The organism is Streptomyces sp. NPDC024632 (assembly GCF_055559175.1).
This window is the reverse complement of sequence record NZ_JBVHLD010000018.1, coordinates 155,587-177,711: the sequence shown is the minus strand read 5'-3', so window position 1 is coordinate 177,711 and position 22,125 is coordinate 155,587. Positions and strand designations below refer to the sequence as shown.

22 protein-coding genes and 1 pseudogene are annotated in these 22,125 nt (G+C 71.4%); 10 read left to right on the top strand and 13 right to left on the bottom strand.

The genetic code is table 11. From position 1 onward, the window contains the following. Positions 1-343 precede the first annotated feature (343 nt). The 4 genes from ACZ37P_RS31040 to ACZ37P_RS31025 all read left to right on the top strand — a co-directional run bounded on the left by ACZ37P_RS31040 (position 344) and on the right by ACZ37P_RS31025 (position 3,910). Entirely contained in the window at positions 344-1,075 is a 732-nt protein-coding gene (locus tag ACZ37P_RS31040) for a SigE family RNA polymerase sigma factor (protein WP_391049628.1), read from the top strand. Next, positions 1,063-1,860: a hypothetical protein gene (locus ACZ37P_RS31035; protein WP_355342297.1), complete on the top strand. Its 798-nt coding sequence runs from the start codon at positions 1,063-1,065 to the stop codon at positions 1,858-1,860. The genes ACZ37P_RS31040 and ACZ37P_RS31035 overlap by 13 nt, the downstream gene beginning before the upstream one ends. 4 nt (positions 1,861-1,864) lie before the next feature. Continuing rightward, positions 1,865-2,548, top strand: a complete 684-nt coding sequence (gene cseB / locus ACZ37P_RS31030; protein ID WP_355342294.1) for a two-component system response regulator CseB — start codon at positions 1,865-1,867, stop codon at positions 2,546-2,548. Positions 2,549-2,635: 87 nt separating this feature from the next. After that, the gene (locus tag ACZ37P_RS31025) at positions 2,636-3,910 is read left to right on the top strand and encodes a sensor histidine kinase (RefSeq protein ID WP_391049787.1); all 1,275 of its coding nucleotides are present in this window, start codon (positions 2,636-2,638) and stop codon (positions 3,908-3,910) included. A 100-nt stretch (positions 3,911-4,010) separates the two neighbouring features. On the opposite strand, the gene ACZ37P_RS31020 is transcribed toward ACZ37P_RS31025, so the two are convergent. After that, positions 4,011-5,585, bottom strand: a complete 1,575-nt coding sequence (locus tag ACZ37P_RS31020; protein ID WP_467349637.1) for an MDR family MFS transporter — start codon at positions 5,583-5,585, stop codon at positions 4,011-4,013. A 234-nt stretch (positions 5,586-5,819) separates the two neighbouring features. Here ACZ37P_RS31020 and ACZ37P_RS31015 point away from each other — a divergent pair, with 234 nt between their 5' ends. Further along, positions 5,820-6,398 (top strand): TetR/AcrR family transcriptional regulator, encoded by a 579-nt coding sequence (locus ACZ37P_RS31015; protein WP_355342276.1) that lies wholly within the window; start codon positions 5,820-5,822, stop codon positions 6,396-6,398. Positions 6,399-6,572: 174 nt separating this feature from the next. On the opposite strand, the gene ACZ37P_RS31010 is transcribed toward ACZ37P_RS31015, so the two are convergent. Continuing rightward, complete coding sequence (locus ACZ37P_RS31010; protein ID WP_355342273.1) at positions 6,573-7,310, bottom strand: M23 family metallopeptidase; 738 nt, start codon at positions 7,308-7,310, stop codon at positions 6,573-6,575. Positions 7,311-7,832: 522 nt separating this feature from the next. On the opposite strand from ACZ37P_RS31010, the gene ACZ37P_RS31005 reads away from it, so the two are divergent. The 4 genes and pseudogenes from ACZ37P_RS31005 (at position 7,833) to ACZ37P_RS30990 (ending at position 10,106) form a co-directional block, all read left to right on the top strand. Continuing rightward, positions 7,833-8,186, top strand: a complete 354-nt coding sequence (locus ACZ37P_RS31005) for a trypco2 family protein (protein ID WP_391049637.1) — start codon at positions 7,833-7,835, stop codon at positions 8,184-8,186. Continuing rightward, the gene (locus tag ACZ37P_RS31000) at positions 8,183-8,812 is read left to right on the top strand and encodes a trypsin-like peptidase domain-containing protein (protein WP_467349634.1); all 630 of its coding nucleotides are present in this window, start codon (positions 8,183-8,185) and stop codon (positions 8,810-8,812) included. The genes ACZ37P_RS31005 and ACZ37P_RS31000 overlap by 4 nt, the downstream gene beginning before the upstream one ends. Further along, positions 8,748-8,933: pseudogene (locus tag ACZ37P_RS30995) on the top strand (NACHT domain-containing protein); the annotation flags it as partial. The gene ACZ37P_RS31000 and the pseudogene ACZ37P_RS30995, both read left to right, overlap by 65 nt. A 12-nt stretch (positions 8,934-8,945) precedes the next feature. Then, a complete protein-coding gene (locus ACZ37P_RS30990) occupies positions 8,946-10,106 on the top strand; it encodes an NACHT domain-containing protein (RefSeq protein WP_467349633.1) in 1,161 nt (386 codons plus the stop codon). Between the two features lie 91 nt (positions 10,107-10,197). Here the strand turns inward: ACZ37P_RS30990 and ACZ37P_RS30985 are convergent, their stop codons facing one another. Continuing rightward, the gene (locus ACZ37P_RS30985; RefSeq protein WP_355342267.1) at positions 10,198-12,717 is read right to left on the bottom strand and encodes an ATP-dependent Clp protease ATP-binding subunit; all 2,520 of its coding nucleotides are present in this window, start codon (positions 12,715-12,717) and stop codon (positions 10,198-10,200) included. Positions 12,718-13,151: 434 nt separating this feature from the next. Between ACZ37P_RS30985 and ACZ37P_RS30980 the strand changes: the two genes are divergently transcribed. Beyond that, complete coding sequence (locus ACZ37P_RS30980) at positions 13,152-13,736, top strand: SCO3374 family protein (protein ID WP_401856653.1); 585 nt, start codon at positions 13,152-13,154, stop codon at positions 13,734-13,736. On the opposite strand, the gene ACZ37P_RS30975 is transcribed toward ACZ37P_RS30980, so the two are convergent. The 10 genes from ACZ37P_RS30975 to ACZ37P_RS30930 all read right to left on the bottom strand — a co-directional run bounded on the left by ACZ37P_RS30975 (position 13,667) and on the right by ACZ37P_RS30930 (position 21,834). Next, positions 13,667-14,005: a histone-like nucleoid-structuring protein Lsr2 gene (locus ACZ37P_RS30975; protein WP_355342261.1), complete on the bottom strand. Its 339-nt coding sequence runs from the start codon at positions 14,003-14,005 to the stop codon at positions 13,667-13,669. The genes ACZ37P_RS30980 and ACZ37P_RS30975 overlap by 70 nt on opposite strands. Positions 14,006-14,126: 121 nt before the next feature. Further along, positions 14,127-14,645 (bottom strand): amino-acid N-acetyltransferase, encoded by a 519-nt coding sequence (locus ACZ37P_RS30970; RefSeq protein ID WP_355342258.1) that lies wholly within the window; start codon positions 14,643-14,645, stop codon positions 14,127-14,129. Positions 14,646-14,654: 9 nt separating this feature from the next. Beyond that, on the bottom strand, positions 14,655-15,050 hold the full coding sequence (locus tag ACZ37P_RS30965; protein ID WP_355342255.1) for a BlaI/MecI/CopY family transcriptional regulator: 396 nt from the start codon (positions 15,048-15,050) through the stop codon (positions 14,655-14,657). A 166-nt stretch (positions 15,051-15,216) separates the two neighbouring features. After that, the gene (locus ACZ37P_RS30960) at positions 15,217-15,393 is read right to left on the bottom strand and encodes a hypothetical protein (RefSeq protein ID WP_355342252.1); all 177 of its coding nucleotides are present in this window, start codon (positions 15,391-15,393) and stop codon (positions 15,217-15,219) included. Between the two features lie 60 nt (positions 15,394-15,453). After that, positions 15,454-16,233: a hypothetical protein gene (locus ACZ37P_RS30955; protein WP_355342249.1), complete on the bottom strand. Its 780-nt coding sequence runs from the start codon at positions 16,231-16,233 to the stop codon at positions 15,454-15,456. A 174-nt stretch (positions 16,234-16,407) separates the two neighbouring features. Further along, a complete protein-coding gene (locus ACZ37P_RS30950) occupies positions 16,408-17,202 on the bottom strand; it encodes a type III pantothenate kinase (protein WP_355342247.1) in 795 nt (264 codons plus the stop codon). A 6-nt stretch (positions 17,203-17,208) separates the two neighbouring features. After that, positions 17,209-18,267, bottom strand: a complete 1,059-nt coding sequence (gene nadC / locus ACZ37P_RS30945; protein ID WP_355342244.1) for a carboxylating nicotinate-nucleotide diphosphorylase — start codon at positions 18,265-18,267, stop codon at positions 17,209-17,211. Then, on the bottom strand, positions 18,264-20,111 hold the full coding sequence (locus ACZ37P_RS30940) for an L-aspartate oxidase (protein WP_467349630.1): 1,848 nt from the start codon (positions 20,109-20,111) through the stop codon (positions 18,264-18,266). Before ACZ37P_RS30940 ends, nadC begins: the two co-directional genes overlap by 4 nt. Next, complete coding sequence (gene panC, locus ACZ37P_RS30935; RefSeq protein ID WP_391049788.1) at positions 20,108-20,887, bottom strand: pantoate--beta-alanine ligase; 780 nt, start codon at positions 20,885-20,887, stop codon at positions 20,108-20,110. Before panC ends, ACZ37P_RS30940 begins: the two co-directional genes overlap by 4 nt. Positions 20,888-20,937: 50 nt before the next feature. Beyond that, positions 20,938-21,834 carry a Rossmann-like and DUF2520 domain-containing protein gene (locus tag ACZ37P_RS30930; RefSeq protein WP_355342364.1) on the bottom strand — a complete coding sequence of 299 codons (897 nt, stop codon included), beginning with the start codon at positions 21,832-21,834 and terminating at the stop codon, positions 20,938-20,940. Positions 21,835-22,125: the final 291 nt, after the last annotated feature.

Sequence of the window (22,125 nt, the reverse complement as noted above, 5' to 3'; positions counted from 1 at the left end):
CTCTCCGCCGGGCACGGTCTCCGAATGATCCGGGCCCGGCGGTGCCGCGCGCCCTCCCCCGGCGGTTCCGCGTGCCCGCCCCCGTCCCCACTCCCACCTCGGCTTTCGTGGGCCGTGCCCCCTGTAACGCCTGACTTCTCGGGTCCGCAAATGCCCGTTTAATCACAGAACGCGCCTATTCATAGCCATTCACGGCTTGCATTCCACCCGTTACAGAACCGATGGGTTGCTGTGAGGCCGCTGTGCGCTCGCGGTGGCGAAAGCCCAACATCCGCTCCGTAGCGTCCTCGATGTCGGCAGGGAACGACGACAGCGGCAGGCAGGCACGGGACGGAGTCACACCATGGCGGGGAACGGCGAGGTACTGGAGTTCGAGGAGTACGTGCGGACTCGGCAGGACGCCCTGCTGCGCAGCGCCCGCCGCCTGGTGCCCAATCCGGTCGACGCGCAGGACCTCGTACAGACCGCGCTGGTGCGGACGTATCCGCGCTGGGAGGGCATCGCCGACAAGACGCTGGCCGACGCGTACATGCGCCGGGTCATGATCAACACCCGTACCGAGTGGTGGCGGAACCGGAAGCTGGAAGAGGTGCCCACGGGCGAGCTGCCGGACGCGAGCGTGGACGACGGCTCGGAGCAGCGCGCGGACCGCGAAATGCTGCTCGACGTGATGACGGTGCTGGCGCCCAAGCAGCGGCAGGTCGTGATGCTGCGGCACTACGGCCAGCTCTCCACCCAGGAGACGGCCCGCGCGCTGGGCATGTCGACCGGTACGGTGAAGAGCACCCTGCACCGGGCGCTGGCCCGGCTGCGGTACGAACTGGAGCACGGCCGCTACGGCTACTCCCGGCTGGACGCGGTGGACCGGGACTCTGCCGGGCGTGACGCGTCCCAACCGGAATCGGCATACTCGACGCACCCGGCTCATTCGACGGACGCGACCGGACCGCTCGGCGCGGCCGCTCCGCTCGGCACGGCCGGCTCGACCGGGTCGGCCGGCTCGACCGACCCGCTGGACCCGGCCGCGCTCGGCCGGGAACCGATGGAACGCATGGAGGGCGTGTGGGCCGCGTAGCCTCGACTCTCGCGACGGGCGCGCTGGCGTGCGCGTGCGTCGTGGTCGCAGGCTGCGGTACGGCCGCCACCGGCGCCCGCCGTGAAGGCCCGGCGCCGGCCGCCACCCGGGTGAAGACGCCGTCCACCGTCGCCCCGGCGATCGTCGCCGACCAGGTGGCGCTGGCCACGATGGTGCGCAAGGACAACAGCGTCAGCGCGGACGTACGCGAGGATCTGACGCCGTGCGTGGGGGCCGGTTACCCGATGGACACCGACTCGGGCGACCTCACGGCGGGCGACGGCCCCGACCTGGTGATCAACGTGACGACGTGCGGCGACGGCCTCGGCATCGCCGCGTACGTGTACCGGATGGTCAACGGCAAGTACCAGAACGTGTTCGCGGACGAGCAGCCGCCGGTCTACGGCAGCGTCGAGGACGGGCGGCTCCAGATCATCCACGAGGTGTACAGGACCGACGACCCGGCGACGTATCCGACCGGGCAGGAGTCGATCACGTACGCCTGGCGCGGGCAGCGCTTCGTCGAGGTCGCGCGGGACTTCTCGGACTTCGGCGCGCGGACCCCGACCGTCTCGCCCGAGCCGACCTCGACCGACCCGGCGCCGCTGCCCAAGTCGGACCCGGTCGATCCCGGCGTGCCGGCGGCGGAGACCACGACCCCGGCGCCGGCCAAATCCCCCTCCTCCGGCGTGTCCGGCAGGCCGAGCAGTCCCGCCGCTGCCGGTTCGACGGCCCCGCAGATGTCGGCCGACGGCGACGCCGTCCAGCACGGCCAGGGACAATAGCCCGGTGGCCGCCACTCATGTCCTGTTCGTCGAGGACGACGATGTCATCCGCGAGGCGACGACTCTCGCGCTGGAACGCGACGGCTTCGAGGTCACGGCCGCGCCCGACGGGCTGGAAGGGCTCACAGCCTTCCGCGCCCGCAGGCCGGACCTCGCGCTGCTCGACGTGATGGTGCCGGGCCTGGACGGCGTGTCGCTGTGCCGCCGGATCAGGGACGAGTCGACGGTGCCGGTGATCATGGTGTCGGCGCGGGCCGACGCCATCGACATCGTGCTCGGCCTGGAGGCCGGGGCCGACGACTACGTGACCAAGCCGTTCGACGGCGCGGTGCTGGTGGCGCGCATCCGCGCCGTACTGCGCCGCTTCCGGGCGGCGGGCGGTGACGACGGGCTGGACGACGCGCCGCAGCTCTCCTTCGGGGACATCGAGATCGACCCCGAGGGCATGGTGGTCACGCGGGCCGGGGAGCGGCTGGCGCTGACCCCGACCGAGATGCGGCTGCTGCTGGAATTCGCGGGCGCGCCCGGCACCGTGCTCTCCCGCGACCGGCTGCTCCAGCGGGTCTGGGACTACGAGTGGGGCGGCGACACGCGGGTCGTGGACGTCCATGTGCAGCGGCTGCGCGCCAAGATCGGCCAGGACCGGCTGGAGACCGTCCGCGGTTTCGGCTACAAGCTGCGGGCCTGAGGTCGCGTGCCGTCCCGTCCGGCGGACTCGCCGTCCGCCTCCTCGTACCCCGGAGCCCCGCGCCGCTTGCGTACCGGCCCGCGCCGCTTGCGTACCGGCCCCCGCCGCTTCGGTACCGGCCCGCGCTGGTTCCGTGCCGGTCTGCGCTGGAAGATCGCCGCGGCCATCGCCGTGGTGTCGGCGCTGGTCGCGCTCGCGCTGAGCCTGGTCGTGCACAACGCCGCGCGGGTCAGCATGATCAACAGCACCCGTGACGTCCAGGACGAGCGCGTCCAGTCGGCGCTGCGGATCTACGAGACGACCGGGCGGCTGGTCTTCTACGCCAAGATCGACGACCCGGAGCTGCCGCGCGAGCTGAAGGAGTTCGCGGCCAAGGGGCAGCGCGCCACATATGTGCAGGACACCGGCGGTCACCCGATGGTGTGGGCGGAGACGCCCGCCGCGGACGGCCGGGTGCTGTCGCTGAAGACCGGTTTCACCGACCGCTACTCCGTGCTGGACGACCTCGACCAGGCGCTGGTGGCCGGGTCGCTCGCGGTCGTCGTCGGCGGTACGGCGATCGGCGTGCTGATCGGCGGCCGGATGTCGCGGCGGCTGCGGAAGGCGGCGGTCGCGGCCCGCAAGGTCGCGGACGGCGACACCGAGGTACGGGTGCGCGAGGCGATCGGCGGCCGGCGCGTACGGGACGAGACGGACGAGCTGGCGCGGGCCGTGGACGCGATGGCCGACGCGCTGCAACTGCGGCTGGAGGCCGAGCGGCGGGTGACGGCCGATATCGCGCACGAGCTGCGGACGCCGGTCACCGGCCTGGTCACCGCCGCCGAGCTGCTGCCGCCCGGCCGCCCCTCGGAGCTGGTGCGCGACCGCGTGCACGCGCTGCGGACGCTGGTCGAGGACGTCCTGGAGGTGGCGCGGCTGGACGGCGCCGCGGAACAGGCCGACCTCCAGGAGCTGGCGCTCGGCGAGTTCGTCCGCCGCCGCGTCGTGGCACTGGCGCCGGACGCCTCGGTCACGGTGGCCGAGGAGGCCGTCGTGCCCACCGACCCGCGCCGCCTGGAGCGCATCCTCGGCAATCTGCTCGCCAACGCCGCCCGGCACGGCGGCGCCCCCGTCGAGGTGGTGGTCGACGGCCCCTATCTGCGCGTCCGCGACCACGGGCCCGGCTTCCCCCCGGACCTCCTGCGCGACGGCCCCAACCGCTTCCGTACGGGCTCCGCCGCCCGCTCGGGCGGCGGCCACGGCCTGGGCCTGACGATCGCCACCGGCCAGGCCCGCGTCCTCGGCGCCCGCCTCACCTTCCGCAACGTCCCCGCCGAGGACGGCGGCGGCGCGGTCGCGCAACTGATGCTGCCCCGCGAGTAGCCGTGGGTCCGGCACTTCGCGGGGCAGCGGGTCCGGCCGAGGAGCCGGGGGGGGCGGGTGGCCAGCGGCCGGGGGGCCGGGGGCCTTGACGGTCAGATGATCAGATGGCGTCGGCCAGGACCGGGGGCTGTTCGTCCTCGGAGCTGGCGGCCTTGGGGGCCGCGGCGCGCAGCGGGGTCTCGGTGATGAACCAGGCCGCGACGAAGCCGACGACGCTGATGACGGCGCCCCACAGGAAGACGGTGTGGGTGCCGTCGGCGACCGCGTGGAAGTACGCGTCCTTCACGGCCGGCGGGAACTTGGCGATGGTGGCCCGGTCGAACTGGGCACCGGCTCCAGCGGCCCCGGAACCGGCTCCGGCGGCGCTGGAGGCCATGCCGTGGGAGACGGTGTGCGTGAACAGGGCGCCGAAGAGCGAGACGCCGAAGGAGCCGCCGATCGTGCGGAAGAGGGTGGAGGACGAGGAGCCGACGCCGATGTCCTTCATCTCGACGCTGTTCTGCGCGATCAGCATCGTGATCTGCATGACGAAGCCCATGCCGACGCCCAGTACGGCCATGTAGAGGCCGGAGGTGAAGCGGCTGGTGTTGACGTCCATGGTGGAGAGCAGGAACAGGCCGAAGGTCATGAAGGCGCCGCCGACCAGCGGGAAGATCTTGTACTTGCCGGTGGAGGTGGTGATGCGTCCGGCGACCATGGAGACGACGAGCATGGCGCTGAGCAGCGGCAGCAGCAGGAGTCCCGAGTTGGTCGCGGAGGCGCCCTGGACGGTCTGCTGGTACAGCGGCAGGAAGGTCATCGCGCCGAACATCGTGAAGCCGACGATGAAGCCGACCAGCGAGATCAGCGAGAAGTTGCTGTTGCGGAAGATCCGCAGCGGCAGCACCGGCTCGGCGGCGCGGGTCTCGGCGTAGAGGAAGGCCGCGAGCGAGACGAGGCCGAGCACGAGCAGGCCGATGATCTGCGCGGAGCCCCAGGCGTACTGCGTGCCGCCCCAGGTGGTGAGCAGGACCAGCGAGGTGATCGCGACGGTGAGCAGCGACGCGCCCCAGTAGTCGATACGGCCCGAGCGCCGCTTCTTCGGCAGGTGCAGCACGATGGTGACCATCGCGAGGGCGACGACGCCGATCGGCAGGTTGATGTAGAAGCTCCAGCGCCAGCCCCAGTTGTCGGTGATGCTGCCGCCGACGAGCGGGCCGCCGATCATGGCGATGGCCATGACACCGGCGATCATGCCCTGGTACTTGCCGCGCTCGCGGGGCGGGATCATCTCGCCGATGATCGCCATCACGCCGACCATCAGACCGCCGGCGCCCAGGCCCTGGACGGCGCGGAAGCTGATGAGCTGGTCCATGGTCTGCGACATGCCGGAGAGCGCGGAGCCGAGCAGGAACAGCACGATGGACGTGAGGAAGATGCCCTTGCGGCCGTACATGTCGCCGAGCTTGCCCCAGATGGGGGTGGAGGCGGCGGTGGCCAGCGTGTAGGCGGTGACGACCCACGACAGGTGGTTGAGCCCGCCGAGTTCGCCGACGATCGTCGGCATCGCGGTACCGATGATCATGTTGTCGAGCATCGCGAGCATCATCGCGATCAGCAGGCCCGCCATGACGACGCGCACACTGCGCTGTCGCGGCTCCGCCTTGACGGCGGCGGCGGTGTCGGTCTGGGACATGGCGGTGGGTCCTCCCCCGGTGAGGGCGGTTCTCCGGGTCCGGCGACACTCACTTCGCCGTCCGCTTACTTGCCGCCCGGCTAGCTAGGTACGGAATGAAGGTACGGGCGTAACTAGCCGGGCGTCAAGTAAGTGCGTAGGGTTTGACCAAGGCCGTACCGTCATGCCCCGTACAGCCAGTCGAGCCGGTCGGGCTCCGTCTGCCCGACGCGAGCGCAGCAGGAGTGCACAGCCATGGTCACAGCGCAGACCCGCCGCGGCGACACCCGCCGCCGCATCCAGGACGTCGCCCTCGAACTCTTCGCGGAGCAGGGCTACGAGAAGACCTCACTGCGCGAGATCGCCGAGCATCTGGACGTCACCAAAGCGGCGCTCTACTACCACTTCAAAACCAAGGAAGACATCCTCATCAGCATCGCGCAGGACCTGTCGAAACCGGTCGACGCGCTGATCGCCTGGGGCAATGAGCAGCCGCGCACGCTGGCCACCAAGCAGGAGGTGCTGCGCCGCTACAGCGAGGCGCTGTGGGGCGCGGAGGCGCTGTTCCGGTTCTTCCAGGAGAACCAGGCCACGGTGCGCGAGCTGAGCATCGGCGAGTCCTTCAAGGGCAAGATCGGCTCGCTGAGCGGGCTGCTGAGGGAGCCGGAGTGGCCGATGCCCGCGCAGGTGCGCTGCATGACCGCGCTCTTCGCCATGCACGCCGGGATGTTCGCGATGCGCGACATCGAGGGCGATCCGGCCGCCAAGCGCGCCGCCATTCTCGACGTCGCGCTCGACCTGGTCGCCCAGGCGGAGGCCGAGGCGGGGGTCTGAGGGGGCTGAGCTTACGAGGGGCTGAGCTTGCGAGGTGCTGAGGGGCCCTTCCGAGGGGCCTCGCACGGGTAGAGACGGCGGCCGGATGTTGACGGCCGCCGTCTCTCTTGCACGACTGGATCTCTTGTACGACTGGTGGGATCAGACGTGCGTCGGAGGTACGTCAGATGTACGTCAGACGTGCACGCCGTGCGTGCGCAGGAAGTGCAGCGGCTCGACGGAGGAGCCGTAGTACGGGGTCTTGCGGATCTCGAAGTGCAGGTGCGGACCGGTCGAGTTGCCGGTGGAGCCGGACTTGCCGATCTCCTGGCCGGTGTCCACCTTCTGGCCGACGTGCACGCCGATGTGCGACAGGTGGCCGTACTGCGAGTACGTGTTGTCCGCGTGCTTGATCACGATGTTGTTGCCGTACGCGCCGCCCCAGCCCGCCGTCACGACGGTGCCGGTGTGCGCGGCCCGCACGCTCGTGCCGCTCGGCACGACGAAGTCCTGGCCGGAGTGGGTGTGCGCCCAGTGCGGACCGGCCTGCGCGTACCCCGCGCCGATCACGTAACCGCTGGTCGGGGTCACCCAGGACGCGCTGCGGGCCTTGCGGTCGGCGGCGGCCTTGGCGTCCGCGCGCTTCTTGGCGTCGGCCGCGGCCTTGGCCTTGGCCTCGTTGGCGGCCTTGGTCTTCGCGGCGTCGGCCTTCACCTTGGCCGCGGTGGCCTGCTGGCCGCTGGCCTGCTTCTGCACCACGTCGGAGATGCTGCTCGCCGTCCCGGCGGCGAGGAATCCCTCGTGCTGCGTGTCAGCGGCGATCGCCGCCGTCGAGCCCAGGGCGAGCGCCGCGACCAGTCCGCCCGTCACTACCGCGACACGGCCACGGGTGACGGACTTCGGGGCACGGTTCATCGTCGAGTTCTTGCGCATGAAGAAACAACCTCACTGAAAGGGGGGAGCAACAGGTCCGGAGATCCGAAACATCCGACTGCGGCTCGTTGCCCATCCTTGGTAACGCGGCATTCCGCCGGACCACAAGGACCCCTATTACTAAGCGCGGTCGTAGTGCCGACCTCTCGGATTCCGCCCTTCCCTTCACCCTTTTTACGTCGAATGCCCGGTACGCCCCCGCACTCAAGTCGCACCAAAACGGGCATCAAGGGCTCCGCCCCTTCACTTCCCCGTCCCCCGCCTGTGCGTGATCCACAGGCTCCGCACACCCCGCGAACCCGCCACTATTTCGCTTAGTAAGTGGCCTGGCTCACATGGGGCACATCACCTCGCCACGCGATTCGGCGAATTCCACCGGGACCAAGGACCTGTGACCGCCGCCACTTCCGCCGACACTTCCCCGCCCCTTCCCCGCCCCTTAGAACCCGCCCCCTTCCGCGAATTCGTGGCGCGGGTCACATTCCCGCCCCTATCGTGAGGCCCGGACACAAGGGGGGCTCCATGCCGGATCTGCCGCACACACCGCTCGACGCCATCGACCTGGCCGACGCCGTCGAAGCCGTCCGCCACGGCCTCGTCACGGGCGCCGCCCGCGGCGCGGGCCAAGCCGTCCGCTTCGAGGTCGGCGAGATCCACATGGAATTCGCCGTCACCCTCGAACGCGTCCGCACCGGCCACGGCGGGATCAAGGCCGTGGTCGTCGAAGCGGGCGCCGACACCGCCCGCACCACGGGCCGCACCCACACGGTCTCCTTCACGCTCCGCCCGAAGGACGCGGCGACGGGCCGGCCGGTGGAGATCGCCGCCCCGGACGAGGGCACCCTGCCGGGTGACGCGCCCCGGCCGCCCCGGTGAGCGGGCCCTTACGGGAGCGGCTGACGGTCGTCCGCAGCCGAGGCGTCCAGGGCAGCGGCTACCTGCTGACGCCCACGCTGGTCCTGACGGCCGCGCACCTCGTGGCGGGCACGGACGAGGCCAGGGTCACCGTGCTCGGCGGCGCGGGCGAGGCCGGCTGCCGCGTCGCGGGCCGCTGGTACGAGAACACGTCGGGCACCGACGTGGCCGTCCTCGTCGCGCCCCGGCCGCTGGCCGACGAGAGCGCCTTCGCCCGCGGTCGCCCCAACCTGTGGGCCATGCTGTCCTCCCTCGCCCCCGTCCCCGACTGCCAGGCCATCGGCTTCCCCTACGCCCAGCGCGACGCGAGCGGCGGCCTCGACACCGAACAGCTCACCGGTACGTACAAGCCCGGCTCGGGCCTGCTCGGCGGCCGGGACGTACTCGCCGTCGACGGCACCCCGCCCGCGCCGCGCCCTGACGGCCTCTCCCCCTGGGCGGGCATGTCCGGCGCCGCCGTCTTCGCGGGTGACGTCGTGATCGGCGTCGTGACCACCGACCCGACCGGCTGGCAGCGACGTCCTGGCCGAACGGCGCGGGCTGGTCCTCATCGACGGCCTGGACGAGATCGACGAACGGTCCCGTGAGCGCGTCGGCGACTGGCTGCGCGGCCTGCTCGCCGCGTATCCCGGCAACCGCTGGCTGGTCACGTCCCGCCCGACGGCCGTCTCCGACTCCTGGCTCGCCGACGAGGGCTTCACCGACCTGACCCTCTCCCCCATGAGCCGGGGCGACATCCGCGCCTTCACCGAGCGCTGGCACGACGCCGCCCGCGCCAGCGTCCCCGACGAGGAGCCCGAGGAGCGGGCGCGCCTCGACACGTACCAGCGCACCCTCCTCGACGCCCTCCACACCAAGCAGGACCTGGCCCGGCTCGCCACGAACCCGCTCATGTGCGGCCTCATCTGCGCCCTGCACCGCGACCGCAGCGGCTACCTCCCCACCGGCCGCAAGGAGCTGTACGACGCCGCCCTCGGCATGCTGCTGATCCGCCGTGACCGCGAACGCGATCTGGCGACCCCGCTCACCGAGGAACCGCAGATCCAGCTCCTCCAGAAGCTGGCGTACTGGCTGGTGAAGAACGGCCAGGCCGAGATGGACATCTCCGACGCCATGCGCCTGATCTCAGCCGCCCTGCCCGCGATGCCGTCCGCCGCCGCGCTCGGCGACAGCGCCTCCGTCTACTGCCACCTGCGCGACCGCAGCGGGCTGCTGCGCGAGCCCACGCCGGACACGGTCGACTTCATCCACCGCACCTTCCAGGACTTCCTGGCCGCCCGCGCAGCCGTCGAAGACCTCGACTTCGACCTGCTGGCCGCCAACGCCCACCACGACCAGTGGGCCGACGTCATCCGCATGGCCGTCGCCCACGGCCGCCCGGCCGAGCGGGCCAGGCTGCTGCGGAAGCTGATCGAGCGCGGCGACGCGGAGCCGGACCACTCAGCCCGGCTGCACCTGCTGGCGACGGCGTGCCTGGAACACGCCACAGAGCTGGACCCGAGGGTCCGCGCGGAGGTGGTGCATCGTGCGGAGAGGCTCATCCCGCCACGGACGGCCGAGGACGTCCAAGGACTGGTGAGCGTCGGCCCGCTGGTCCTGGAACTGCTTCCGGGCCCGGAAAGGCTGAGCCGCGACGAGCCTCGGCCGTCGTCCAGGTGGCGTGGTCCATCGGTGGAGACGCCGCGGTCGTTCTTTTGGCTCGGTTCGCAGCTCACGACCGCCATCATGGAAGCGCGTTGCCCCAGGGACCCCGGCCCGGTCGACCTGGCGCCGCTCGCGGCCCTTCCCGCTCTGACCAAGGTCACGGTCACCGGCCCCGGCCCCGTCCTCGACGCCGACCGCATCCCGCGCGTGAAGGTCACCGTCCACGCCCCGAGGTGACAAAAGGGGCGGGCCCCGGACCGTTACCGCTGGTCCGGGGCCCGCCCCTTACTACGCCGCTGTCGCGGCGGACGCTACCGCGCCGGAGGCGCTACGCGTCCTTGGTCAGATTCGGCCCGCTCGCCGTCTCCACCGGCGGCGCGTCCGCGACCGTGACCTTTTCCTCGCCACGGAACGTGAACTTGGCCGTCTCGCCCTCGCCCTCGACGTCGACCACGACGATGTGACCGGGGCGCAGCTCGCCGAAGAGGATCTTCTCGGAGAGCGAGTCCTCGATCTCGCGCTGGATGGTCCGGCGCAGCGGCCGGGCGCCCAGGACGGGGTCGTAGCCGCGCTTGGAGAGCAGCACCTTGGCGTCGGGGCTGAGCTCGATGCCCATGTCGCGGTCGCGCAGCCGCTCGTCGACCCGGCTGATCATGAGGTCGACGATCTGGAGGATGTCCTCCTCGGTGAGCTGCGGGAAGACGATGACATCGTCGACGCGGTTCAGGAACTCCGGGCGGAAGTGCTGCTTCAGCTCGTCGCTGACCTTGTTCTTCATCCGCTCGTAGTTGGACTTCGTGTCGCCCTGGGCGGCGAAGCCCAGGTTGAAGCCCTTGGAGATGTCCCGGGTGCCGAGGTTGGTGGTCATGATGATCACCGTGTTCTTGAAGTCCACGACCCGGCCCTGGGAGTCGGTCAGGCGACCGTCCTCCAGGATCTGCAACAGCGAGTTGAAGATGTCGGGGTGGGCCTTCTCGACCTCGTCGAAGAGGACGACGGAGAACGGCTTGCGGCGCACCTTCTCGGTGAGCTGGCCGCCCTCCTCGTACCCGACGTAGCCGGGAGGCGAGCCGAAGAGCCGCGAGACGGTGTGCTTCTCGCTGAACTCCGACATGTCGAGCGCGATCAGCGCGTCCTCGTCGCCGAAGAGGAACTCGGCGAGCGCCTTGGACAGCTCGGTCTTACCGACGCCGGACGGGCCGGCGAAGATGAACGAGCCGCCGGGACGCTTAGGGTCCTTCAGACCGGCACGCGTGCGTCGGATGGCCTTGGAGAGCGCCTTGACGGCGTCCCGCTGGCCGATGACGCGCTTGTGCAGCTCGTCCTCCATGCGCAGCAGGCGGGAGGACTCCTCCTCGGTCAGCTTGAAGACCGGGATGCCGGTGGCGGTCGCCAGGACCTCGGCGATCAGGTCGTCGTCGACCTCGGCGACGACGTCCATGTCGCCGGCCTTCCACTCCTTCTCGCGCTTGGTCTTCGCGGCGAGGAGCTGCTTCTCGTTGTCCCGGAGCGAGGCCGCCTTCTCGAAGTCCTGCGAGTCGATCGCGGACTCCTTCTCGCGGCGCACGTCGGCGATCTTCTCGTCGAACTCGCGCAGGTCCGGCGGCGCGGTCATCCGGCGGATACGCATCCGGGAACCGGCCTCGTCGATCAGGTCGATCGCCTTGTCCGGCAGGAAGCGGTCCGAGATGTACCGGTCGGCCAGGGTCGCGGCGGCCACCAGGGCGGAGTCCGTGATGGACACCCGGTGGTGCGCCTCGTACCGGTCGCGCAGGCCCTTGAGGATCTCGATGGTGTGCTGGAGCGACGGCTCCGCGACCTGGATGGGCTGGAAGCGGCGCTCGAGGGCCGCGTCCTTCTCCAGGTACTTGCGGTACTCGTCCAGCGTGGTGGCGCCGATGGTCTGGAGCTCACCGCGGGCCAGCATGGGCTTGAGGATGGAGGCGGCATCGATCGCGCCCTCGGCGGCACCGGCGCCGACCAGGGTGTGCAGCTCGTCGATGAACAGGATGATGTCGCCGCGGGTGCGGATCTCCTTGAGGACCTTCTTCAGGCGCTCCTCGAAGTCACCGCGGTAGCGGGAGCCGGCGACCAGGGCGCCGAGGTCAAGCGTGTAGAGCTGCTTGTCCTTCAGCGTCTCGGGCACCTCGCCCTTGACGATCGCCTGGGCCAGGCCCTCGACGACGGCGGTCTTGCCGACGCCGGGCTCGCCGATGAGCACGGGGTTGTTCTTGGTGCGGCGGGACAGCACCTGCATGACCCGCTCGATCTCCTTCTCGCGCCCGATCACCGGGTCGAGCTTGGTCTCACGAGCGGCCTGGGTCAGGTTGCGGCCGAACTGGTCGAGGACGAGCGAGGTCGAGGGGGTGCCCTCGGCCGGGCCGCCTGCCGTGGCCGACTCCTTCCCGCCGGAGTAGCCGGACAGGAGCTGGATGACCTGCTGCCTGACCCGGTTGAGATCGGCGCCCAGCTTCACCAGGACCTGGGCTGCGACGCCCTCGCCCTCGCGGATCAGGCCGAGCAGGATGTGCTCGGTGCCGATGTAGTTGTGGCCGAGCTGGAGGGCCTCGCGGAGCGACAGCTCCAGGACCTTCTTCGCCCGGGGGGTGAAGGGGATGTGGCCGGACGGGGCCTGCTGGCCCTGGCCGATGATCTCCTCCACCTGCTGGCGGACCGCCTCGAGCGAAATCCCGAGGCTCTCCAGGGCCTTAGCGGCGACACCCTCACCCTCGTGGATCAGGCCCAGGAGGATGTGCTCGGTGCCGATGTAGTTGTGGTTGAGCATCCGGGCTTCTTCCTGAGCCAGGACGACAACCCGCCGCGCGCGGTCGGTGAACCTCTCGAACATCGTTAATCGCTCCTCAGAGCGGTCGGGCAGTGAGGGGTCGGTCCCCTCCCTGTCCTTCCGCATGCTAGTCCCGCACAGCGGCGCCGCTCACGTATCCACCCCCGCTCGCGCGAGGAAAGCTGCGCTACCGGCTGACGTCACTCACACAACCTCGATGGTGCGAGACGATGTTCCCGCAGGCCAGGCGAATACCCCTTTATCAAGTACGCCCGTGGCGAACGCACGCCCTCGCCTGCTCGAACACCAGCCCTTCCCACTAGGTACTTCTTACCCTCTGCCCAGGACACTCCATGCCGAAAGCGGCTGGGGAGTGCGCTAAGGGCGAACAACCTTGCGCCGTTACGGACACTTCCGGCCGACACCGAACGTGTTCACCCATCGACGGTACGTGGTCGCCGCCGTAACCCCTGCCCCGGCGGGCAGTTGCACACGGCATGGGCTGGTACGAGCACGAACTGGGGTGGCCGACCACCGGGGCGCTGCCGCCGGGTCTGGTCACCGGGGTGCGGTTCGACGCGGTGGACGTGCCCGCGGAGGCGGGTCTGGCGGTGCTGAACCGTTTCCCGCGGCCGGGCCAGCTCGGCCCGGTGGCGCTGGACGGCCACCGGATCCGGCTGCTGGTGGCCGCCGGATCCGCCGAGGAGCTGCCGGGGCTGCTGGAGTGGCTGGAGTGGGGCGGTATCCGGCTGGATCTGACGGCGCTGGGGTCCGGCGCTCCGATGCGAGCGCCCGCGCACCCCGAGTGGGGCCGCCGGGAGGCCGCGTACGACCGGTCCGCGCCGGTGTGGCTGCGGCCTCCCCGACCGGGGTGCGAAGTCGAGTCCACGGTGCCCGCGCTGCGTGTCACGGATGGAGCCGATGGAACGGGGGTACCCATCGGGCTCACGGCACTGGTGGCCGCCCTTGCGACGGCCTGCCACCGGATCACGCTGCGGACGCGTAGCCAGGATCAGCCGTGGGCCTTCTCGTACGCCTCACGAATGGTGGCCGGAACACGACCGCGGTCGTTGACCTCGTAACCCTTCTCCTTGGCCCACGCACGGATCTTCGCGGTGTCGGGACCGGAAGCGCCGCCTCCGCGGACCGCCTTGGTGCGGCCACGACCGGCCCGTCCGCCGGTACGACGGCCACTGTCCGTGTACGGGTTGAGCAGCCCGCGGAGCTTGTCAGCATTCGCGGTGGTGAGGTCGATCTCGTAGGTCACACCGTCGAGAGCGAACGTGACGGTCTCGTCCGCCTCGCCGCCGTCGAGGTCGTCAACAAGAAGAACCTGGACCTTCTGAGCCACCGGCTTCCCTTTCATCGAAAACGGATTAACGGTAAAAGCAAAGCGCCTTTGCGGGAAAAACACAAACCCCTTGCACGAACGGGCGCCCGCGAGGTAGCGCGATCCGGACAAACCGGAACGGTCAGAGTTGCAGCAGCATGCGGCTGTTGCCCAAGGTGTTCGGTTTCACTCGCTCCAGGTCCAGGAACTCCGCGACACCCTCGTCATTGGAACGGAGGAGCTCGCCGAAGACATCGCCGTCGACCGGCGTCTCCCCGATCTCCACGAAGCCGTGCTTCGCGAAGAAGTCCACTTCGAAGGTGAGGCAGAAAATTCGGCGGACTCCCAGCCAGCGTGCGGTGTGCAGCAACTTTGCCAGCAACTGGTGGCCGACACCCTTGCCGCGCTGTGTCGGGTCCACCGCCAACGTCCTGACCTCGGCCAGGTCCTCCCACATCACGTGCAGGGCGCCGCACGCGACCACGTTCGCGTCCTCGTCCCGTTCCGCGACCCAGAACTCCTGGATGTCCTCATAAAGGGTCACTGTCGGCTTGTCGAGCAGGATGCCGTCACGCACATAGGAGTCGAGCAGCGTCCGTACCGCGGCGACATCGCCGGTGCGCGCCCGGCGGATGGTGACGTCATTCGACATGAGGGGCATGTGCGGACGCTATCGCCCTTCGGGATCCGCAGGACCGGAGGGGTCGACGGACTGGATGATGCGCAATGCGTCACGGACCGCTTCACGCTGTTCCGGAGACATCATGCCGAAGAAGTGGACGAGCGCGGCGGCCGGGTTGTCGCTCGCGGACCACGCTTCGTTCATCAGTGCGGCAGAGTATGCGGCACGCGTCGAAACGGCCTCATAACGATAAGCGCGGCCTTCCTCCTCGCGGCGGAGCCAGCCCTTCTGGCGCAGGTTGTCCATTACGGTCATGACAGTTGTGTACGCGATGGATCGATCCCGTGAGAGATCCTCCAGGACCTCACGAACCGTGACCGGTCGGTTCCACTCCCACACTCGCGTCATGACGGCGTCTTCGAGGTCTCCCAATGGCCGGGGCACATTCCGGATACTAGCCGCAGACGTTCCGCTTATCGGGACCAAACGGGTCGGACCGGCGCACGGCGCCTTGTCGGGCGCCGCGCACCGGTCCGTGGATCGGGCATGGATCTTCGGCCAAGTATCAGATGATATTGATTTCCTTGGCCGTCAAATGCCGCGGCGGGCGTCAGCGGTCCTCGGCGGAGGGCTGGCGCGCGGCCTCGGCGCGGGCGAAGGCGGCGTCCACCGCCGCGTCCTCCTTGGCCTTGTTGGCCCCGCCCTGGTTCTTGATGATCGTCACGATGACGGCGATGAAGAGGATCGCCATCACCAGCGGCGGCACGATCGCGGATACGTAGTCCATACCGACCAGCGTAGCCACGCCTCCCGCGCCGCCGACGGCGGGTGGGTGCGGCGGGGCCCGTCAGGCCGAGCGGGCCTCGTCGTCCCGCTTGGGCGCGGCGGGCTTGCGGCCGGGCGGCCAGATCTCGGCGGGCGTCGGCGGGCGCTTGGGCGCGCCCTCGCCGGGTCCCGGCGAGGGGGACGGCGCCGGGGACTTCGGGCGGGGCGAAGGAGCCGGGGACGGCTTCTTCTCCGCCGGGTCCGCGGCGGTGGCGGAACGGGCGCCCGGAAGGGCGAGCAGGCGGCGCGACGTGGTCATATGGGCCTCCAGACGGAGTCGTACGTCGTTCTCTGCGAGGGTTTCGCAGCGGCGCAGCAGTGCGGTGCGCCGCCGGTACTCCGGGGTTCCGCTCGGTGCGGCCCGCAGGCGGCGCAGTGCGGCGAGGTCGTCCGCGCCGGGTACGTAGCCGCCGGCGAGCGCGGCGGTGAGCCGTTCCAGATACCCGCCCGCGCTTCCGGGCAGCGCCTGCCGGTACCGGCTCAGCTCGTCCAGCAGGAACGACCGCAGCCGTCCCGCCTCGGCCACCGCGTCGTCCACGGCGTGCACGAGCCGGAGGTATTCCTGTACGTGCTCGGCGGGCCGCGCCGGTACGCGCGCCTGTGCGGCGGGGCGTACGGGTCCGCGGAGCTGTTCCGCCGGGCGTACGTGCTCGGCCGGGCGCGGCGCGAGCACGGCGTCGGCGGCGGCGGTGTCGGTCCGGCCCGCGTAAGGGGACAGGACTTCCGCCAGGGCTCGGCGCAGCACGCGCAGTTCGTCCGCGCTGAACGCCATCCCGCCTCGGTTTCCGTGTGGCGTGGGCATAGCGAAAGATTAGTCTTTAACCGGACAAATCACACGCATCCTCGCGCACTCGGGTGCGTCGCCCGCCCCGTACCGCCGCAAGCCCCCCGTACGGCCCGGAGCCGCCCCGTACCGCCGGGCGACACGGCGAGACACGGCGAGACACGCCGGGCAACACGGCGTACACCCCGGGCGCTACGACGTCTGGACGTTCCGCTCGTACACCAGCCGCAGTCCGATCAGCGTCAGCCAGGGCTCGTGCTCGTCGATGATCGACGCCTCGCCCAGGACCAGCGGCGCCAGGCCGCCCGTCGCGATCACGGTCACGTCGTCCGGGTCGTCGGCCAGCTCGCGCGCCATCCGCTCGGCGATGCCGTCGGCCTGCCCGGCGAAACCGTAGAGGATGCCGGACTGCATGGCCTCGATCGTGTTCTTGCCGATGACGCTGCGCGGCCTGGCCAGCTCGATCTTGCGCAGCTGCGCGCCGCGCATGCCGAGCGCGTCCACCGAGATCTCGATGCCGGGCGCGATGGCGCCGCCCACGTACTCCCCGCGCGCCGACACCGCGTCGAAGGTGGTCGCCGTGCCGAAGTCCACGACGATGCACGGGCCGCCGTAGAGGTGCACGGCGGCCAGCGAGTTGATGATCCGGTCGGAGCCGACCTCCTTGGGGTGGTCGACCAGGATCGGCACACCGGTCTTGACGCCCGGCTCGACCAGGATCGACGGGACGTCGCCGTAGTAGCGGCGGGTCACCTCGCGCAGCTCGTGCAGCACCGACGGCACCGTCGAGCAGATCGCGATGCCGTCGATGCCGTCGCCGAGGTCGCCGAGCAGCGGGTGCATCCCCATCAGGCCCTGGAGCAGTACGGCCAGTTCGTCGGCGGTACGGCGCGGGTCGGTGGAGATCCGCCAGTGCTCGACGATCTCCTCCCCGTCGAACAGCCCGAGGACGGTGTGGGTGTTGCCGACGTCGATGGTGAGCAGCATGCGCCCCTACGCTTCCGCTCGCCGGCCCGCGGCGTCCGCGCGCAGGTCGAGGCCGATGTCCAGGATCGGGGAGGAGTGGGTGAGGCCGCCGACCGCCAGGTAGTCCACGCCGGTCTCGGCGTAGGCGCGGGCGGTGTCCAGGGTGAGGCGGCCCGAGGACTCCAGCACCGCGCGGCCCGCGACCAGCGCGACGGCCTCCGCGGTCTCGGCCGGGGTGAAGTTGTCCAGCAGGATCAGGTCGGCGCCCGCGTCCAGCACCTCGCGCACCTGGTGCATCGTGTCGACCTCGACCTCGACCGCCAGGTCGGGGAACTCCTCGCGGACCAGCTTGAACGCCTGCGCCACGCCGCCCGCCGCGACCACGTGGTTGTCCTTGACCAGCGCCGCGTCCGACAGCGACATCCGGTGGTTGACGCCGCCGCCGCAGCGGACCGCGTACTTCTCCAGCGCCCGCAGGCCCGGTGTCGTCTTGCGGGTGTCGCGGACCTTCGCGGAGGTGCCCTCCAGCACGTCGGCCCACTCGCGGGTGGCGGTGGCGATACCGGAGAGCCTGCACAGCAGATTGAGCGCGCTGCGTTCGGCGGTCAGCAGGTCGCGGGTGCGGGTGCGCACGGTGAGCAGCTTCTGCCCGGCCGCGACCCGGTCGCCGTCCTCCACGTGCCGCTCGACCTCGAACTCGTCGGTGCACACCACCGACAGCACCGCCTCGGTGACCCGCAGGCCCGCCACGGTGCCCGCCTCGCGGGCGGTGAAGTCGCCGGTGGAGAAGGCGTCCTCGGGGACGGTCGCCACGGTCGTGACGTCCACGCCCTGGTCCAGGTCCTCCTCGATCGCCATGTGCGCGATGTCCTCGACCTGCACCGGGTCAAGGCCCGCGTCCATCAGGAGCTGCGCCAGGTCGGGGTCGAGGCCGCACTCCAGCGGGTCGAGGCCGTACGCGTCGTCGTACGCCTCGCCCGCGCCGCAGCCGCAGCCGTCACCGCAGCCGCCGCCGGTCACCTCGCTCGGCGGGCCGATCTGCGGCAGCGGGAGGGCGACGGGCCGGGGACGGTCGGGGGTGGTCACGAGGGCTCCTTCGGATTCCGAGCGGCGTGCGGCGGACGGTTCGCGGTACTGGGCGCGGCGTCCGGCGCGGTGCCGTTGGGGGCGGCCCCATCATCCACGATCGGAGCGGTCCCGGGGGCGCCGCCCCGGGTGTCCCCCGTGCCGCCGCCGGTCGGCGGGAAGTCCGTGCCTTCGGTGGTGTGCACCGCGAGCGTGCGGTGCGGGGTGAGGCGTACGACGAGATGCCGGCGCCACGCCTGGTCGTCGCGGTCGGGACGGTCCTCGCGCCAGTGGCAGCCGCGGGTCTCCTCGCGACGGCGGGCGGCGGCGACCAGCACCCGGGCGACCAGGCCCAGATTGGTCGCCTCCCAGGTCTCGACGCACGGCTCGGCGGTCTTGCCGTCCCTGTCGTACTCCTCGACGGCCGCGGTGTGCAGCCGTTCCAGCGCGCCCGCCGCGGTGGCCAGGCTGTCGGCGCTGCGCAGGACGCCCGCGCCCGCCGACATGATCCGCTGCACCTCGTAGCGCGCCTCGGAGGCCAGCAGCGGGGTGTGCGCGGGCTCCGGGATGACGGGCTCGCCCGGCACCGTCGGGTCGGCGACGATGTCGGCGGCGATCCGCTCGGCGAAGACCAGCCCTTCGAGGAGCGAGTTCGACGCGAGCCGGTTCGCGCCGTGCACGCCCGTACAGGCGACCTCGCCGCACGCGTACAGGCCGGGGACGGTCGTACGGCCGAGGAGGTCGGTACGGACGCCGCCGGACGCGTGGTGCGCGGCGGGCGCGACCGGGATCGGCTCGGTGACGGGGTCGATGCCGTGGGCGCGGCAGGCGGCCAGGATGGTGGGGAAACGCTCCTCCCACATGGTGGCGCCGAAGTGCCGGGCGTCGAGGTACATGTGCTCGGCGCCGGTCTCCTGCATCCGCCGCGTGATGCCCTTGGCGACGATGTCGCGCGGGGCCAGCTCGGCCAGTTCGTGCTGGCCGACCATGAAGCGGACCCCGTCGGCGTCCACCAGGTGCGCGCCCTCGCCGCGTACCGCCTCCGAGACCAGCGGCTGCTGGCCCTCGGCGTCCGGGCCCAGCCACAGCACGGTCGGGTGGAACTGGACGAATTCCAGGTCGCTGACCTCGGCGCCCGCGCGCAGCGCCAGCGCCACGCCGTCGCCCGTCGACACCGCCGGGTTGGTGGTCGCCGAGAACACCTGGCCCATGCCGCCGGTGGCCAGGACGACGGCGCGGGCGCGTACGGCTCCGACGCCGTCGCGCTGCCCGGCGCCCATCACGTGCAAGGTGACGCCCGCGGTGCGGCCCACGGCGTCGGTGAGCAGGTCGAGGACCAGCGCGTTCTCGACGAAGTCGATATTGGCTTCGCGGACCGCCTCGATCAGCGCGCGGGAGACCTCGGCGCCGGTCGCGTCGCCGCCCGCGTGGACGATCCGGCGGCGGTGGTGGCCGCCCTCGCGGGTCAGCAGGATCTCGCCGCTGGTCTTGTCGGTGTCGAAGTGCGCGCCGGTCGCGATGAGGCGGCGCACCGCGGCGGGGCCCTCGGTGACCAGGGTGGCGACGGCCGTCTCGTCGCAGACGCCCGCGCCCGCGACGAGGGTGTCGGCCAGGTGCTGCTCGGGGGTGTCGCCCTCGCCGAGGGCCGCGGCTATGCCGCCCTGCGCCCAGCGGGTCGAGCCGTCGTCCAGGTGCGCCTTGGTCACGACGGTGACCTTCGCTCCCGCGGCGGCGCAGCGCAGGGCGACGGTGAGGCCCGCGACGCCCGAGCCGACCACGACCACGTCGGAGGTCAGCGTCCAGCCGGGCTCGGCGGCGTACAGGCGGATGCCGGTACTCGCGCTTGTGGCTCTGGTTCCGTTCATTCGGCGGCTCCGAACTCCAGCGGGAGGTTGTCGATCAGGCGGGTGGTGCCGGCCTTGGCGGCGACGGCGAGGACGGCGGGGCCCGCGTGGTCCGGCGCGGCTTCGGTGAAGTCGGCGGGGTCGATGAGGGCCAGGTAGTCGACGGCGAGGCCGTCGGCCGTGGCCAGGACGTGTCCTGCCGCCCGTCGTACGGCGTCCGGGCCGCCCCCGGCCGCGTCCCGGCCCGCGAACAGGGCGCGGGACAGGGCCAGGGCGTGCTCGCGGTCCCGCTCCGACAGGTAGCGGTTGCGGCTGGACAGCGCCAGGCCGTCCGGCTCGCGCACGGTCGGTACGGCGACGATCTCGACGGGGAAGTTCAGGTCGGTGACCATGCGGCGGATCAGGGCGAGCTGCTGGGCGTCCTTCTGCCCGAAGAAGGCCGCGGCGGGCCGCGTGAGGTGCAGCAGCTTGGCGACGACGGTCAGCATGCCGTCGAAGTGGCCTGGCCGGGACGCGCCCTCGTACCGCTCGCCCATGGGTCCCGCGGTGATACGGACCTGCGGTCGGCCGCCGGGGTAGACCTCGTCGGTGGCGGGCGCGAAGACGTGGTCGGCGCCGGCCTTCTGCGCCAGCACGACGTCGGCTTCGAGGGTGCGGGGGTAGCGGTCGAGGTCCTCGTTCGGCCCGAACTGGAGGGGGTTGACGAAGACGGTGACGGTGACGAGGCCGTCGCCCGCGTAGGCGCGGGCCGCGCGGATCAGGGCGGCGTGGCCCTCGTGCAGCGCGCCCATCGTCATGACGACGGCGGCGGCCGGGGGCAGTTCCGCCGCGGTGTGCACCAGCTCGGTCACGGGGTCCCTCCATTGGCGAGGGCGCCGAGCAGCGCCTCCGCGAACTCCGGTTTCAGCATTCCGTTGGCCAGAGCGCGGTCCGCGGTGGCGCGGGCCATTCCCACGTACGAGGCCACCGTCTCGGGGGCGTGCGCGCGCAGTTCGTCCAGGTGCGCGGTGACGGTGCCGGCGTCGCCGCGGGCGACCGGCCCGGTCAGGGCGGCGTCACCGGAGCGCAGGGCGTTGTCGAGCGCGGCGCCCAGCAGCGGGCCGAGCATGCGGCCGGGCTCGGCGACGCCCGACGCCTTGAGCAGGTCCATCGACTGGGCCACGAGGGTGACGAGGTGGTTCGCGCCGATGGCCAGTGCCGCGTGGTAGAGCGGGCGGGCGGCCTCCTCGATCCACTCGGGCTCGCCGCCCATCTCGATGACGAGCGCCTCGGCGGCCAGCCGCAGCTCGCCGGGGGCGGTCACGCCGAAGGAGCAGCCCGCCAGGCGCTGCACGTCCACCGGGGTGCCGGAGAAGGTCATCACCGGGTGCAGCGCGAGCGGCAGCGCGCCCGCGCGCAGCGCCGGGTCGAGCACGGACGTGCCGTACCGGCCCGAGGTGTGCACCAGCAGCTGGCCCGGCCGCACCGCGCCGGTCTCCGCGAGGCCCTTGACCAGGTCGGGCAGGGCGTCGTCGGGGACGGTCAGCAGTACGAGGTCGGCGCGTTCGAACACCGCTGCCGGTTCCACCAGGGGGACGCCGGGGAGCAGCGCCGCGGCGCGGCGCTTGGACGCCTCGGACACGCCGGACGCCGCCACGGGGCGGTGCCCCGCCATGCGCAGCGCCGCCGCCAGTGCGGGGCCCACTCGGCCGGCTCCCACGACCCCGACGGCCAGTCGCGCCGGCCGCCCCTCCGCCTTGCCCATCTCGTCCACGCGCGCTCCGAGCCTTCCGTTCCAGTCCTCACCGGGGTACCGGACGCCTTCTCGTCAATCCTACGCGAATCCCCTCCGGGGCGGTCAGCCCGTGCGGGGTGCCCCCTGCGAGAGCTTCAGCACACCGCTGCGTCTCTTTGTCTTGTTCTTTCCCACCCGCCCACCCGTGCGGGTGCTTTGTCGTCTGCGGGTGCCGCCTGTGCCTGGGTCGGTGCCGGTCCGGGGCACCTCCTCGAAATGCGGCTACCTGGTACCTGTGTATCCGGTGCCGTTCGTGTCACC

Excerpts from the sequence above, each read along its gene's own strand:
- ACZ37P_RS30970 (WP_355342258.1), bottom strand. The coding sequence starts at position 14,645 with ATGCCCCTCATGTCGAATGACGTCACCATCCGCCGGGCGCGCACCGGC.
- panC (WP_391049788.1), bottom strand. The coding sequence starts at position 20,887 with ATGACGATGGGCGCGCTGCACGAGGGCCACGCCGCCCTGATCCGCGCG.
- ACZ37P_RS30990 (WP_467349633.1), top strand. The coding sequence starts at position 8,946 with ATGAGCCGGGGCGACATCCGCGCCTTCACCGAGCGCTGGCACGACGCC.
- ACZ37P_RS31005 (WP_391049637.1), top strand. The coding sequence starts at position 7,833 with ATGCCGGATCTGCCGCACACACCGCTCGACGCCATCGACCTGGCCGAC.
- ACZ37P_RS31020 (WP_467349637.1), bottom strand. The coding sequence starts at position 5,585 with ATGTCCCAGACCGACACCGCCGCCGCCGTCAAGGCGGAGCCGCGACAG.
- ACZ37P_RS30940 (WP_467349630.1), bottom strand. The coding sequence starts at position 20,111 with ATGAACGGAACCAGAGCCACAAGCGCGAGTACCGGCATCCGCCTGTAC.
- ACZ37P_RS30960 (WP_355342252.1), bottom strand. The coding sequence starts at position 15,393 with ATGGACTACGTATCCGCGATCGTGCCGCCGCTGGTGATGGCGATCCTC.
- ACZ37P_RS30950 (WP_355342247.1), bottom strand. The coding sequence starts at position 17,202 with ATGCTGCTCACCATCGACGTCGGCAACACCCACACCGTCCTCGGGCTG.
- ACZ37P_RS30985 (WP_355342267.1), bottom strand. The coding sequence starts at position 12,717 with ATGTTCGAGAGGTTCACCGACCGCGCGCGGCGGGTTGTCGTCCTGGCT.
- ACZ37P_RS30930 (WP_355342364.1), bottom strand. The coding sequence starts at position 21,834 with ATGGGCAAGGCGGAGGGGCGGCCGGCGCGACTGGCCGTCGGGGTCGTG.
- ACZ37P_RS30955 (WP_355342249.1), bottom strand. The coding sequence starts at position 16,233 with ATGCCCACGCCACACGGAAACCGAGGCGGGATGGCGTTCAGCGCGGAC.
- ACZ37P_RS30980 (WP_401856653.1), top strand. The coding sequence starts at position 13,152 with ATGGGCTGGTACGAGCACGAACTGGGGTGGCCGACCACCGGGGCGCTG.
- ACZ37P_RS31010 (WP_355342273.1), bottom strand. The coding sequence starts at position 7,310 with ATGCGCAAGAACTCGACGATGAACCGTGCCCCGAAGTCCGTCACCCGT.
- ACZ37P_RS31040 (WP_391049628.1), top strand. The coding sequence starts at position 344 with ATGGCGGGGAACGGCGAGGTACTGGAGTTCGAGGAGTACGTGCGGACT.
- ACZ37P_RS31015 (WP_355342276.1), top strand. The coding sequence starts at position 5,820 with ATGGTCACAGCGCAGACCCGCCGCGGCGACACCCGCCGCCGCATCCAG.